10 protein-coding genes are annotated in these 15,042 nt (G+C 54.6%); all 10 read right to left on the minus strand.

Annotated elements, in window-relative coordinates; translation table 11 throughout:
* Positions 1-5: 5 nt before the first annotated feature.
* The 10 genes from SPICO_RS08385 to SPICO_RS08430 all read right to left on the minus strand — a co-directional run bounded on the left by SPICO_RS08385 (position 6) and on the right by SPICO_RS08430 (position 15,031).
* The gene (locus tag SPICO_RS08385; RefSeq protein ID WP_013740235.1) at positions 6-1,100 is read right to left on the minus strand and encodes an ABC transporter substrate-binding protein; all 1,095 of its coding nucleotides are present in this window, start codon (positions 1,098-1,100) and stop codon (positions 6-8) included.
* 63 nt (positions 1,101-1,163) lie between these two features.
* Positions 1,164-2,396: an ABC transporter permease gene (locus SPICO_RS08390; RefSeq protein WP_013740236.1), complete on the minus strand. Its 1,233-nt coding sequence runs from the start codon at positions 2,394-2,396 to the stop codon at positions 1,164-1,166.
* Between the two features lie 80 nt (positions 2,397-2,476).
* The gene (locus tag SPICO_RS08395; protein ID WP_013740237.1) at positions 2,477-3,976 is read right to left on the minus strand and encodes a sugar ABC transporter ATP-binding protein; all 1,500 of its coding nucleotides are present in this window, start codon (positions 3,974-3,976) and stop codon (positions 2,477-2,479) included.
* A 135-nt stretch (positions 3,977-4,111) separates the two neighbouring features.
* Positions 4,112-5,554: a rhamnulokinase gene (locus tag SPICO_RS08400; protein ID WP_013740238.1), complete on the minus strand. Its 1,443-nt coding sequence runs from the start codon at positions 5,552-5,554 to the stop codon at positions 4,112-4,114.
* Positions 5,555-5,680: 126 nt separating this feature from the next.
* A complete protein-coding gene (locus tag SPICO_RS08405) occupies positions 5,681-6,946 on the minus strand; it encodes a zinc-binding dehydrogenase (RefSeq protein WP_013740239.1) in 1,266 nt (421 codons plus the stop codon).
* Positions 6,947-6,971: 25 nt separating this feature from the next.
* The gene (locus tag SPICO_RS08410) at positions 6,972-8,171 is read right to left on the minus strand and encodes an SDR family oxidoreductase (protein ID WP_013740240.1); all 1,200 of its coding nucleotides are present in this window, start codon (positions 8,169-8,171) and stop codon (positions 6,972-6,974) included.
* An 82-nt stretch (positions 8,172-8,253) separates the two neighbouring features.
* The gene (locus SPICO_RS08415) at positions 8,254-9,600 is read right to left on the minus strand and encodes a PHP domain-containing protein (protein ID WP_013740241.1); all 1,347 of its coding nucleotides are present in this window, start codon (positions 9,598-9,600) and stop codon (positions 8,254-8,256) included.
* A 35-nt stretch (positions 9,601-9,635) separates the two neighbouring features.
* Positions 9,636-12,092, minus strand: coding sequence for an alpha-ketoacid dehydrogenase subunit alpha/beta (locus SPICO_RS08420; protein ID WP_013740242.1), 2,457 nt, complete (start codon positions 12,090-12,092; stop codon positions 9,636-9,638).
* Between the two features lie 138 nt (positions 12,093-12,230).
* Positions 12,231-13,583: a dihydrolipoyl dehydrogenase gene (gene lpdA, locus SPICO_RS08425; protein WP_013740243.1), complete on the minus strand. Its 1,353-nt coding sequence runs from the start codon at positions 13,581-13,583 to the stop codon at positions 12,231-12,233.
* 11 nt (positions 13,584-13,594) lie between these two features.
* On the minus strand, positions 13,595-15,031 hold the full coding sequence (locus SPICO_RS08430; protein WP_013740244.1) for a dihydrolipoamide acetyltransferase family protein: 1,437 nt from the start codon (positions 15,029-15,031) through the stop codon (positions 13,595-13,597).
* Positions 15,032-15,042 lie beyond the last annotated feature (11 nt).

Raw genomic sequence — 15,042 nt, forward strand, 5'->3', positions numbered from 1 at the left:
CAGGATCAGTCGTAGATCAGACCCTTGATGTCATCATTGTCCATGTTCGCGGCGTTGTAGAACTTGGCGCCGGTATCCACATCAGCGACTGGCTCGCCCTTGAATGCCTTGTAAGCAAGCTCGACGGCCTTGTATCCAATGGAATACGGATCCTGCGTGATGGAACCAAGGAAGTATCCCTCACGGACAGCGTTCTTCTGGGCTGCGCCAGCGTCAAACCCGACGACTACCAGTCCCTTGTAGGTGTTGGCGAGAGCGATACCGTCATTGGTGGCGGTAAGCAGACCCTTCACCGTTGCTTCGTTGGAGCAGAAAATACCGACGATATTGTCGCTCTTTATCCTGTTCAGGGCAGCCTGAGCCGTATTCGCCGCGTCAGTCAGGGCAGCAGAAGCGGGAACCATCATTTCAATGAAGACCTTGCGTCCACCTGTGGGGCTGTCGGTAGCAATGTAGGCAGGGTTGCCGACGACCGCTATGTCAGCCTTGGTGAGGGAAGTCTGCCCATCGATCAGATTGACCATGGCATCACGGAAGCCGCGTCCTCTGCTCAGCAGGGATTCGCCGGATGCATCCTGGTTCAGGACGACGATACGGACAGGAGCGGCGACCGTAGCCTTCTCAATGAGTGGCTTGATGACTTCAAACAACTTCTCCGCGCCGAGACCTGCGGCATTGTAGTTGTTCGTCGAGGCATTCGCCCAGATGGAACCAGCGGGAGCTTCAGGCACGCCTGAGTCAAAACCAATCACAGGAATCTTCTTGCTCATGGCTTCATTGAGCTGGTCAAGGACACTGCCAGTGTTCAGCGCGGCAAGGGCAATAGCATTAGGATTCTTTGCCAATGCACTGTTGAGCATCTCGACCTGACGCTGTACGTCACTTTCCGAAGGAGGCCCTTCAAAAGTGATGTCAACGCCGAAATCAGTCGCCGCAGCCGCGGAACCCTTCTTTACCTGCTGCCAGAAATCATGCTGTTCGCCCTTGGATACAACGGCGATGTACGGTTTCTTGCTGGCGCTGTCCTTTGACCCTTGGGCAAACAACGGCAATGACATCGCCATGACGAAAATCAAAAGTACAGTAAGCACTTTCTTCATAAAACCCTCCTTAATTATCCCGGACGCATACCGCTTCCGGTTCCTTTTTCATTGTACCTGCGTTCAAGAACTTTCTTTCACTGTCTTCAGAAACTCCTTTTCCTCCTCCGCCTGACGGAGTTTCGCCTCTTTTTCTTCCTTCACAAGCTGTGCATATGTTTTCTTCATTTCCGCCTTGAGATGGACAATTTCCTCTTGGATTCGCCCGGCATCGCCCGTTTCCCCGGAAAGACTTTCCTTCAACAAGGCAATCTTCCCTTTCATCTCCTCCCTGTACCGGCCCGCGGGAGTCAGTATCTTGATTTCAGACGCTTTCTTGTTGCGGTAAATATCCAAGAGAACCGCGCCGACAACGACAATGCCGGTGAACAGTGTCTGGTAATGCGCCTGAAGATCCATGGACGGAAGACCGACACGGAGTATGCTCATGATGAACACGCCAATCATCGTACCCAGTATGGTTCCTGAACCGCCTGACATGGACGTACCGCCTATGACCGTACCGGCTATGGCGTACAGCTCGAATCCTGAACCTTGGGCAGGCATGACCGTGGTATACACGGCGGCAAAGGCTATGCCGCCAATACCTGCCATGAGTCCGCTGACCACATAGGCCATCATTTCCCATTTCTTCACGTCAATGCCGCTCAGACGGGCGGCTTCTTTGTTAGAGCCGATGGCAAAGATATACCGTCCCATCTTTGTCTTGGTCAGGACGACATAGGCGAGAAACGCCACGAAGAACAGAACCAAAGCTCCGGTGGGGAACGACACGTTGTCCGGGGACATGTACTTGAACAAATCCTTGAACCAACTGTCTGCCGCGCCACGGGGCGGGAACGTCGCGCTACGGACGTTGGAAACAATGGAACCGACTCCCAAGGAAATCATCTGGGTTCCCAAAGTGGCTATGAACGGCGGCAGGTTCAGACGGGAAATCAAGAGTCCATTGAGGATTCCGAAAATCAAGCCGACAAAGATGATCAGCAACAGGGATGCCCACATCGGCCACCCCCATGTCTTGAACGCCGTGCCGCCGGTGATGGCAGCGCACATCAGCACCGTGCCGCATGACAGGTCAATGCCTCCGGTGATGATGACGTAGGTGACGCCGATGGCTATGAAGCCGATATAATATGAAGAATCGAGGATATTGAGCAATGTGGTATAGGTCAGGAAGTTCCGGCCAACGAAAGCAAAGAATACATAGATGATTACCAAGGCAAGCGGAGCCAGCAACTTCTGTCTGTCAATACCCCTTGCCTTGGTCAGGCTTTTCTTTCCAACGGTATTCATATTCCTTCTTTCCTCCCCATGCGGCGCGGGACATGCCCGTCGTCCTCGCCTCCCGGCATTGCCGGAGGGCGGCAGTCTTCTCAGGTTCCCCAGCCTCTTGTAGCAAGCTCCATGATCTTTTCCTGCGTTGCCTCGGCGATATCCAAGATACCGGTGATGCGGCCTTCACACATCACCGCTACACGGTCGCTCATACGCAGGATTTCCGGCAGTTCGGAACTAACCATGATGATTGCCTTGCCCTGTCCGGCCAATTCATTCATCAAGGCGTATATCTCGCTTTTTGCTCCGACATCAATGCCGCGGGTCGGCTCGTCGAAGATAAGGATGGAACTGTTCTTCAACAGCCATTTCGCAATGACGACCTTCTGTTGGTTGCCTCCGGACAGATTCTTGGCCAACTGATCCAACGTCGGAGTCTTGACCTGAAGCCGCTGTACATATTCACCGGTCATGCCTTCCAGACGCTTCATGTCCAGCAGGAAACGAGGGTTGAGCATTTCATAGGAAGCCATCAGCGTGTTGTGGGAGACGGAAAGCCCCAAGGCCAGTCCGTACCGCTTCCTGTCTTCAGAAAGATAGCCTATTCCAACTCTTACGGCATCAATCGGACTGGAGATATGTACTTTCCGGCCATTTATCTTAATGACCCCTTCGGCGGGGTCTGCGCCGTAGAGGGCACGCATTGTCTCTGTGCGGCCTGCTCCCATAAGACCGGAGAAGCCCAGTATCTCGCCTTTCCTCAAAGTGAAACTCACGTCATCCACCATGCGGCCAGCCTTCAGTCCACTGACATCCAGCACCACCGGAGCGTCATGGGCAACCGTGCTGTGCGTCTTGGGTTCCTCGTAGATGACCCGGCCTACCATCATGTCAATCATTTCTTTCTTTGTCAGCGCGGCGGTGTCCCGCGTGCCGATGCATTCGCCGTCGCGCAGGACGGTGACCCTATGGGAAATCATGCCTATCTCATCAAGACGATGACTAATATAAATCATGCCTACGCCTCTGTCGGAAAGGGAGCGCATGATGGCGAACAAGTCTTCAATCTCTTTTTCAGTGAGGGACGCGGTCGGTTCGTCAAGGATAAGGATGCGGAGATTGTACGACACGGCCTTGGCTATCTCCACCATCTGCTGCTTGCCGACGGTCAGGTCGGCAAGACGGGCTGCCGGATCAATGTCCATATTAAGCTGGCTGAGGAGCTTTTCCGCACGCTCGTTCTGGGCTTTCTCATCAAGGAACCAAGAATTTCTCATGGATTCCCTGCCTATGAAGATATTCTGGGCAACGGTCAGATCCTCCATCATGTTAAGCTCCTGATGGACAATGGCAATGCCTGCGTCCAGAGCCTGACGGGGACTGGCGGGATTGAAAAGATGCCCCATGTACCATATCTCCCCAGAGTCTTTGGGAAATATTCCGGTCAAGGCTTTCATCAAGGTGGATTTTCCGGCGCCGTTCTCTCCAACCAGGGCGTGAATTTCGCCCGCGCGAAGCTCAAAATCCACTCCTTTCAAGGCGTGGACGCCAGAAAAGCGTTTGTCAATTTTCTTCATGGAAAGAACAATCTCACCCATGACCGCCTCCCTTTGAAAGAAGTATCCCAGCAGCTTGGGCATTTGTCAATAAAAAAATGTAAACGTTTACAAAAACATAGAAGAAAGAAGTCATCTCCCTGTCTTCCCGAAACTTAGGTCATAGACACCGGGGTCTTACAGCTTGCCATACGTCTTCATGTCCTGGGTTTCCCTCAGCAACATGCGTCCCTCATCCCATGAGGAAATCTCCCCGACGGCCTTCATCTGAACCAAGATGTTTCCAAGGGCGGTGGCTTCGACAGGACCGGCATGGACAGTGATGCCCGTAGTTTCAGCCGTCCAGTTGTCCAAAATGAGGTTTTTGCTCCCTCCCCCTATGATATAGAGACTGGAGAATTTCACCCCCGCCATTTTCTCAAGGCTGGTGATGGACTTTGCGTAGACATCCGCCAGACCGCGATAGATTGCCACCATGTACTCCCCCTTGCCGGAAGGCACGGGCTGGTCGTTTTCACGACACCATGAGGCAATGCGATCCACCATGAGGGAATCATGGGTGTTGGGTTTAAGGAAACGGGAATCGTCGGGATCTATGGCTCCTGAATAACCGGCCACGGCCGCTTCCGTCTGCTCATCAAGTTCCTTCCATGAGATGTCCTGTCCCTGGGAACGCCAGTACCTGACGCATTCTTGCTGAATCCACATGCCCATGATGTTTTTCAAGAGTCGGATATTGCCGTCGGCGGCCACCTCATTGGTGAAACCGTCAGCCATGACGTGGGGATTGATCAAGGGTTCAGCACGTTCAATGCCAAGCAACGACCATGTCCCGCTGGAAATGTACGCATACGTCTCCCCTTTTTCCGCAGGTACGGCAGCGACCGCGCTTGCCGTATCATGGCAGGCCGTAGCTATCACCACTGTGGATGGGGAAGCTCCCAGCTCATGGCGCAGTGCTTCGGTAAGAGGACCAAGGACGGTTCCGCTGTCGGTCAGGGGACAGAATAGGGAACGCTCAAGGCCAACATGGTCAATGACATCCCATGCCCAGTCACGTGCGCGGGGGTCATAGAGTTGCGTGGTCGAAGCATGACTTCTTTCATTACTCTTGATGCCGGTCAGCCAGAAGGCCAGAAGGTCGGGGATGGACAGATAGCAACGTGCCGCTTTCATGACATCAGGCCGGTATTTCTTCATGGCGGCAAGTTGATAGAGAGTATTGAACGGCTGGAAGGCAAGTCCTGTACGGCTGAACAAGGCGTCACGTCCTCCGGGGAAGGAAGCACAGATTTCCGCGCTCATGCCGTCGGTTCTGCTGTCCCGGTAATGATACGGAAGGCCAATCAGTGAATCATGCGAGTCGAGAAGGCCGTAATCCACACCCCATGTATCTATGCCGATTGATATGATGCGCTCACCATAGCGTGTGAAAGCCTCTTTCAATCCCTTCTTGACTTCGGAGAATATTGCCATGATATTCCAATGGAACTCTCCAAGCATGGTATCATTGGCAGTCTCAAACCGGTTCATCACCTCGAACTCAGCCAAGTTTCCTACGATGACACGTCCGTTGGATGCTCCCAGATCCACGGCAACATACAGCTTCCTACCTTTCATGGCATACCTCTCTTTTCATCCGGCGTCTCCCGCTGTCCTCTCCGTCCAGTGTACAGTGAATTGGTTCAAGGAAAAAGAAAAACCGCGACGTCCCCTGCCGGAGATGCCGCGGACAAGCACACAAGGTCAGTAGCGGGGACTGTTGGCCAGAAGGTATTTCTCCGCTTCAGGGGACCACAGGCCATTGTTCTTCGTGACCAGCTCGTGCAATTTCTTGAAAAGGGGATCCGTCCCGGCACGTGCGCCGAACTCATCAATGGCGACCAGAGGGAGTTTGATGTCCACGTAGATGAGCTTCTTGCCTCCCGGAATGTTCGGCAGGTCAATGACAGCCTGTGGGACGGCATCCATACCGCCGATGTGGGTAATCATTGATACTGGGTTAATCTTTCCCTGCTCCATCAAAGCCAAGGAATCCCTCATGTCCTCGGTATTGCCGCCGCTGGTTCCCACAAGGTGATGGGCAGCATAGTGGACATTGTAGAAGTTGAGTGCCGCGCTGAAATCAGTCTTGTTCGGTCCTGCGAAGAAATTCAGGCAACCGTCCTTGGCAAGGATGGCATCAGCCTGCTCTACCAGGGCACGCACCGGAGCCATGACCAGCACATCATCATAGCCTATGCCATCAGTCACATCCATCAGGGCGGCCGTGGCATCGGGCACATCCTTGGTGTTGAGATAGACCAGCTTCACTCCGTGCTTCTTGGCATCCTGTACGGTATAGAGGGACTCCGCTCTTTTCAGGCGGGCATCGTCAATGTCGGTCACAACAACCAGGCCGGGACGGCGGACATCATTATGGATGGCGTAATCAATGGCACCGAGACCCATGGGACCCACGCCTGCCAGAATAGCAAGGTTGCCGCCTTCGACAATCCCCATATCATGGACATAGCTGCCGCCTGTCGTATGGTACATTGCCTTGTAGGTTCCTATGATGCAGGATACCGGCTCTGAAAGCGAACCGAGATAGAAGGCGTCGCCACGATACGGCAGCAGGCAGTCCATCTCCATCACCTCGGAAGGGATGACTATGTACTGGGAGTTCCCCCCAATCCAGCGATAGGAATATCCGGGAGCGTCCAGAGAGCCTTTGTAGTTAAGGGCGGGCTGAATTGAGAAACGGTCGCCAGCGCTGAACTTGTCCTGCCAGAGCTTGCCCACTTCGACGATTTCCCCGCAGAACTCATGTCCCAGGATAATCGGGTTCTTGGCAACGTCATCAGGTACGCGCTTGTGCGCGGCTCCTTGTTCCGCCGCCTTATGGTCGGACATGCAGATGCTGTTGGTCACGACCTTCGCCAAGATTTCATTATCTTTGATAGGAGGCAGCTCGAACTCCTCAATCCTCAAGTCATTGACTCCATGGAGCCGCACAGCACGTGTCTTCATATGCATTTCTCCTTATTGGGCATTCCTAATTGAGCATTACTTGCCCGCCGGTGACTGGCACAGCCTGCCCCGTTTCATATTTCTGTTCGACGATGTAGGCAATCGCCTTCATCACATCATCCGTCCTGCATCCCCGGCCAAGAGGAACTTTCGTCTCATACGACCGGCGTACATCGTCCACCGTCTTGGCTCCGGGAACTTTCCCTGTCCTCAGATACTGCACGAACAGACCTTTTTCAGGATCACTCCATAGCGGTCCGTCAAGGAAGTTCCCAGGACAGACTGCGTTGACCTTGATATTATCAGCCGCCAGTTCAAGAGCAAAACTCTGTACCAATCCAATCGTCCCGAACTTTGCTCCGGCGTAAGCACCGTTCTTGTTTGAGCCTTCCAGCCCTGACTTGCTGCTTATGGCGATGATATCGGTATAATAGGCGCATGATGGCAGGTTCTGCCATGCAAGAACGCGGGAAGCGTGCTTGGAACACAGGAAGAAACCAGCGTAGTCAATATTCGTGACAAACGTGAAATCACGGAAGGCCATTGTCTTCACGCTTCCCGCCCGCAGGACGCCGGCATTGCTGATGAAGACATCCAGTCCGCCCGTACGGGCAAGGACTTCGTGCATCATGGCTTCAACGGAATCCTCGTCGCTGACATTCACGGGCAGAGCTGCGCTCACCGTCCTGCCTGCGGCGGCGTTGAGGGAATCAGATAGTGCCTGCGCTCCGGCAAGGTTCAGGTCGGCTATGTAGACGAAAGCTCCAAGCTCCACCAGGCCGCGAACCATGCCCTCGCCAAAGCCTTGCGCTCCGCCTGTGACCAGGCCTATCTTGCCTCTGACCACATCTGCCCGCTGTACGGACGAAAGGTGTCCGACACGACTGCTCACCGGAGAAGATGCGTCCGCCGCTTCATCATATCCTGAACCAAGGGAATAAAACCCTGTGCCAGAAACCTCCACAATCTTGGGATATGTCCCTGATGTGGAAACATAGGCATCATAGGCAGTCTTCCATGCTTTCACCGTAGCTTCCGCGTCATCCTGCGTGACAGGAGGCAATACCAGGTCAGTCTTGCCTTCATGCTTTCCCTGCTTTTCCTGGGTTCTTTGCTTTTCCTGGTTTTCCAAGGAATGAACGAACAGCCCCTTTTCCCCGTCAAAGGTCAGTCCCCTTATCAGGGCCGGAGAGACAAAACATCCTTCTGCTTCAAAATTACTCATGCGGTCTCCTTGCGCCATGGCGCACATCCTGTTTTTATCTTGGTATCCTTGCCCTGATGTCCTTTCCTTCCCATCATTTTCACTATTGGAAAATCTTCTCCGCTTCCTTGATGATGCTCTCCACCTCAAAGGGATCCATGGCACGCCCAAGGGCAGCATACACGCCTATCCTTTCTTCAAGGCTTCTGTCAGCCAGCGGGGACGATGTTGAGAAAAGCCCCCAGTCCTCATTGAAACCGGCCAGTTTCTCATGGGCGACCAATGCCCATGCCGAATCAACCAGATGGTGGCATTGGGGAGCAAGGAGTTCCGGGCAGTTGAATGACTGACGGGAGCTGTTGATGTCCACCCCGCTAATCTCCATCAAGCCTCTTTCCCTGGCAAGCCTCTGTATGCGCATCATCTGGGCATTGGTGTTGCGGGGAGGCATGTAGGTGACGGCAGGGTATCCAATGTCCACCAGAAGGTCGAAAAGCTCGTCGAGATAGTCGTCTTCAAACTTCTCCGCTTTCTTGTCCCCGGTAGCACTGCTCCCGACATCACCAAGGTAGGCATATGCGGGAATGGCACCAATCCGGCGTCCGAAATCAACCACCTGGCGTACATCAAGGCATTCGTCACGTCCGGGTTGGATGAAGAACCGGGGCAGGAAGCTGCTCTTGTAGACGCCAATGAGGTCATAGAGATAATGCGGGTTGGCATCGTCAAGAAGATACCCCTGTATCCTGGACGGCACGTTGATGCCAAGGGAAGTACAGAGAAAGTCAACCGTCCCTGTCCCCTTACCCTTCATGCCCACTGTCTGGATGGCCATGGCAAGGAGGATGTGGCGTTCCGTGATGCTGCCTCCCTGCGTGCTGTGGGACAACGGCACGACATCACGGTCAAAGTCAAGATCAAAGCCGTATGCGCCCACCAGGGACTGGAGAACCTCGACCTGCGCCCTGTTGCGCTTGTTACGGATGACATTCACCGGAGCCAGGAAGTCGGAGACTTCCCCTATTCTCTGGCGAGGTACGCCGTGGACGCACATGTAGACTATGCCCTGCGAGTCAGGGTTGTTAATCTTCCGGTCAGCGAGAGGTGTATCAAGGAAGCTGACCCGCATCTCAAAGCCAACCGTACTGGCCATGCCTATGTCCTGGGCGGAATCAAGCATTTCCCCGGCGGCTCCTATGCTGTCATGATCAATGCTGCCCACTATTCCCAGCCCGGCTTTCCATGCATGGTACGCGGCAGCCGATGGTTCATAGGGACTGAACGACCATGTGGTATGCACATGGTTGTTCACTTCCTTCAGGACAGTACGCTTCATCTCACCCGAACGAATCAAAGCCCCTATGGCGCGGGCGGCACGACGGCGGATGGCATAATCCGGTGAATTGATGTCCTGTTCCAGCTTTTCTCTGTCCATACATCCCCTATTCATGCTTTCCTCCGCCATGTTTTTCCCGTTCATGTTTTCTAGACCCCCGCGCGGGATGTCCGCAGGAAATCACCATCCGCATAGGAATGTACGGGTACATATCCAGGCAGAGGAAGTATCTGTTCATGGATGGCGTCCAGCACATTGACGGCATGGGCAAAGTAGTAATCCTCCATTTCCGCCGGAGGTGTAATCCAGTTGCGGGCTCCGACGACAATCGCAGGCGCATCGAGATGAGCGAAAGCAAGCCTGTTGATATTGTCGGATACAGTGTGCAGATAACTACCCCTCTCGGAGGCATCAGTGACCAGCACCACCCGCCCAGTCTTCCGTGCGCTGGCAATGATCTTCTCGTAGTTGAGTGGGTTAATCCAGCGCAGATTAATCACGTCCGCTTCAAGGTTAAATTCCTGCTTGAGGCGGTCGGCGGCATCAATGGCGGTATACACCGAGGGGCCAAGACCAATCAAGGTGATGTCACCACCTTCACGGAGGAAACCTGGCTCCCCTTCCGGCAATTCATAGAACCCCTCTGGTACCCCGTCCTTTTCGAACTGTTCACCGAAACCGTAAAGCTTCTGGCTTTCAAAGTACACCACAGGATCGGTACGGCGCAAAGCCCAGTTCATCAAGCCCTTCGCGTCATACGGCGTGGCTGGATAGACAGCTTTAAGGCCGGGGACAGCCCCTACCATGGTAGTCAGTTCCTGCGAATGCTGCGCTCCGTACTTGTTTCCGACGGAAACGCGGAGTACCAGCGGCATCTTGAGCACGCCTGCGCTCATAGCCTGCCATTTGGGCATCTGGTTGAACACTTCATCACCTGCGCAACCGAGGAAGTCGCAATACATCAGCTCGACAATGGCACGGCCTCCGCTCATGGCGTAGCCGACTCCGCTTCCGACAATGGCGGCTTCGGAGATGGGAGAGTTGAAGAAACGATGGTACGGAAGCAGTTCGGTCAAGCCACGGTAGCAGGCAAAAGCCCCACCCCAGTCACGGTTGTCCTCACCATAGGCTACCAGCGTAGGGTCGGTAGCAAAGGCGTGGGCGACCGCTTCAAAGATAGCATCGCGGTACTGGTACTGGCGGGCAGCGGGATACGGTTTCCCGTTTTCATCAAAGGCATAACGGTGACGTTGAGCAATCTGCTTGACCCGTGCGTTATCCGCCAATGGCTCGGACAGTTCCGGAGTCCCATCCGCAAGAGCTTCCTTCACTTCGTTGGAGAACATCACCGACTCAACGAACTGTGCATCCACCATGGGAGAAAGCACGGGATTGACGACAACTTCAATGTTGCGGCGCATCTTGGCTTTGATCTCAGCGTCGAGTTTCTCGACATCTTTTTTCGTGAGCAGCTTGTTCGCCACAAGGTAATCAGCATAGCCGGTTATCGGGTCTTGGGCGCGGAAGGCGTCCAGTTCTTCCTTGGTTCGGTAGGTCATGGCGTCCGATGGGCTGTGACCGCTGTAGCGATAAGTGATGGTGTCCAACATGGCGGGACCTTTGCCTGCAAGGAGCAGCTTCTTCTGGCGGGCAGTCGCATCGGCAACTGCAAGTGGATTGAAACCGTCCACGCGCTCGGTGTGCATGGCATCGGGATTCACTCCCGCCCCGATTCTTGCAGGAAGGCCAAAACCGGATGTCTCGCCAATAGGCTGGCCTCCCATCGCATAGAAATTATCAAAAATGTTAATCATGTAAGGAGGAGCGCCGGGCAGTTCCTTCCAGAGGGTGTTGTACTGATCCATGGCGGACATGACCATGGCTTCCCAGACAGGGCCGCGTGCCATGGAGCCGTCACCGAGGTTGGCTATGACTATGCCCTTCCTGCGGTTTATCTTCTTGAACAAGGCGGCGCCGAAGGCAATGGTTCCCGATCCTCCTACAATGGCGTTGTTCGGCATGCTGCCGAAAGGGGCAAAGAAGGTATGCATTGACCCTCCCAGCCCTGCGGAAAAACCGGTTCCCTTGGCGTATATCTCGGCAAGAGCCCCATAGAGTACGAAGTTTTCCGCAGTCTCCTTGACGGTGGTTCCGGCAAAATGCTCCTTGACCACCTTGTAGGTGGCTCCGCCCATGAAGTCTTCCATGATTTGTGTCAGTCCGGCATCATCAATCTGCTGGACGGCGGAGAGACACTTGGCAAGGATTTCACCATGGCTGCGGTGGGAGCCGAAGATGAAGTCATCCGGCGTCAGGGCAAGAGCCTGGCCGACAGCGGCAGATTCTTGTCCGGCGGACAGGTGAGCTGGCCCCTTGTGGTTGTGAGAGACCCCTTGGTAGACGCCTTCCTTCTTGATGACATCAAGCATGGTCTCGAACTCACGAATGATCATCATGTCGCGGAGGACGCGCGTCAGACGCTCCTTGCCCCATGTCTTGATTTCTTTCTTGATGTCCGGCTCATACTGGTTTACAGGTATCTCCGGCAGCTTTACCATCTCCTTCTGGCGAACGGAAACGGGATCGAATGCAATCTGCTTGCTCATTACGTATTTCTCCTTTGGAACACATCCAATATCCTGCTTGCGATGCGTGACTTTCTTCCGTCCGCTTTCACTGGGCGAAGGGTCTACGTCTTTACTACCACACTTCTTCCACGTTGCTTCCCACGTTTTTCCTTGCTTTTACAGCGTGTGGTCAATGGCGAACACGGTATCCCGAATCAATTCGGCTACGCTGGGATGGGGGAATATGAGTTCCTTGACATCCTTAATCCTCAGCTCGGCCTCTATCAGTGCGCTGGCTCCCCAGATGATTTCACTGCTGTAGGTTCCCAGCATATGAACTCCCAGGATTGCATGGGTCTGCGCATCGGCAATGACTTTCACCAAGCCTCCCGCCCGCTTACCTTGTTCGGCAAGGAAGCGTCCGTTGGCTCTCATCTGGGTGGTGGCGGTCAGTATCTTGCGTCCTTCCGCTGCGGCGGCCTGTTCGGTCAGTCCGCATCCGGCGGCCTCCGGATTGCCATACACCGCCCAGGGAACAGCCTGATAGCGCATCCTCTGGTGTGTCGTCCCGAAGATGTTCGATACGGCGACTTCAGCCATCCGTGAAGCACTATGGGCAAGCTGGGAGCGGCCGTTCACATCCCCTATGGCATATATGGTCGGGATGTTCGTCTTCATCCTTTCGTCCACGACAATGCCTTGTCGGTCGGTTTCCAGATGGAGGGGTTCTATCCCAGCAATGTTTGCCCGTCGTCCGATGCTCAGGAGGACAGTGTCAGCCTCCACGCTCTTTTCATCGCCTTTGGCAGTGGTGAAGCGCACGTCTTTTTCCGTGATGCCAATGACCTTGCAGCCGAGATTGAAGGAAACGCCCTTCATTTCACGACGCATCAAGGTGGCGAACTCGGCATCCATCATAGGGAGGATTTCGGGCATCATCTCGATGACCGTCACATCCACGCCTACCATGGAATAGAATGAGGCGAACTCAATGCCGATCACACCACCACCGACAATCACCAGCTTCTTGGGAAGCGTCTTCATTTCCAAAATGCCATCACTGGTCAGCACATGGGGAAGGGTTGCGCCTGCAATGGGAGGCACAACGGGAGACGAACCCATGGCAAGGATGAGGTAGTCGCCTTCATACTCTGTCTCTCCCACCTTCACATGATGGGGGTCAATGAACTGCGCAGTACCGGCGACCACATCGACCTTGTTGTTTTTCATCAGGAAAGAGATGCCACTTCTCAAGGTCTCGATGGTTTCCGTCTTCCATGCGTGCGCCTCTCTTATGTCAAAGCTCACGCCTTCGGCATGGACTCCGAAACGGGCAGACTCCTTGGCATGCAGGTAATGCTTGGCGGAATTCAGCAGGCTTTTGGTCGGGATGCACCCTTTGTTGGTACAGACGCCTCCCATATGGTCCTTTTCAATGAGCAGGACTTTTTTTCCCAAGGCTCCGGCCCGTTCAGCAGCTATGTATCCACCGGGGCCAGCTCCTACTACTATCAGGTCATATCGTGTCATTCCCTCTCCTCCTACAACGCCAGCAGGACATCAAGCGCTGCTATGTTGTCTGCCAGTTTCTTCAGGAACTTAGAACCTTGGGCTCCATCCACCGCTTGATGGTCAATGGTCAGCGACAGGCTTACGTGCGGCACGAACAGGACATTTTCCTCATCGTCCGGATCTTCAACGGGACGCAAGGAAATTCCTCCGACTCCCAGGATGGCGACCTCTGGCACATTGACAACAGGGGTGAAACTTTCTATGCCGAAAGCTCCGATGTTGCTGATGGTGAACGTGCCGCCGGTCAGGTCGTCAGGATTGCTCTTGCCTTCCTGTGCCGCGGCGACCAAAATCTTTGCCGCCCGTGACAGTCCGGCCAGGGAATATGAGTGCGCGTTGCGGAGCACGGGCACAAGGAGTCCACGGGGAGTGTCTGCGGCAATGCCCAGATGGATGTTCCTGAATGTGGCTATCTTGTCGCCCAGCCAATGGGCGTTGAGCGCCGGAAACTCCGGCAGCGTCTTCACCAGGGCAAAGGTGACCAGATCGTTGATTGTAATCTTCTGCAAACCGAGGGAGGGGTCGCTTTCCTTGAAGCGGGCTCTCAGGGCTTTCAGGTTCGTAGCGTCCGCATACATGTTCAGGGTGAACTGCGCGGTACTCTGGAGTGATTCATGCATCCTCTTTGCCGTGACCTTGCGTATGCCCTTGACCGGAGTTTCTTCCACGGGTCCCGGATATTCGTGGGATGCGGCGACGGAAGCGAGCGAAGAAGCAGGAGAAGAAGGCGAAGATGCGTCCGAAGAACCGGACAAAGAAATCACGGGAATGGAAAGGTCGGCGACCAAGACCCTCCCTCCGATTCCCGAACCGGCGGCAGGTACGGGAATACCAGGTTGGCGCGTGGACAAGGCCGCCGGGGATACTGGCTCATGTCCGGCGACAGCGGAGGCGACATCACGCTCAATGACCATTCCCTTGGGTCCTGTCGGAGCAAGGGAAGCAACATCCACGCCAAATTGTGAGGCGAGGTTCCGCGCACGGGGTGAGGCACCTTGGTCGGACATGGCGGAAGGGGCTGGTGTGGAAGATACCGGAGATGACGTAGTGACCGGAGGCGCAGTGGGAGATGTTGAGGGAACCGCCGATGAGGAACTTTCCTGTGGGACGGAAGGGACTTCCTTACCGGAAGGTTCTCCGCCGAAGACAGCCGCATCCACCTTCTCTCCTGCCTGTCCGACAACGGCAATGGGCTGCATGACAGGAACGTCTTCACCTTCTTTGCGCAGCAGGGCAAGTAACATGCCCCCAACAGTTGACTCGACTTCAATCGTGGCCTTGTCGGTCTCGACCTCACAGATGATATCGCCGACGGCAATTGCATCGCCGACTTTCTTGCGCCATTCCAGGATGATACAGGACTCCACCGAGTTGCCCTGCTTAGGCATCAGAATCTGTTCCGCCATTCTTTTCCTTC

This window comes from Parasphaerochaeta coccoides DSM 17374, assembly GCF_000208385.1.
Classification (GTDB): Bacteria; Spirochaetota; Spirochaetia; order Sphaerochaetales; family Sphaerochaetaceae; genus Parasphaerochaeta; species Parasphaerochaeta coccoides.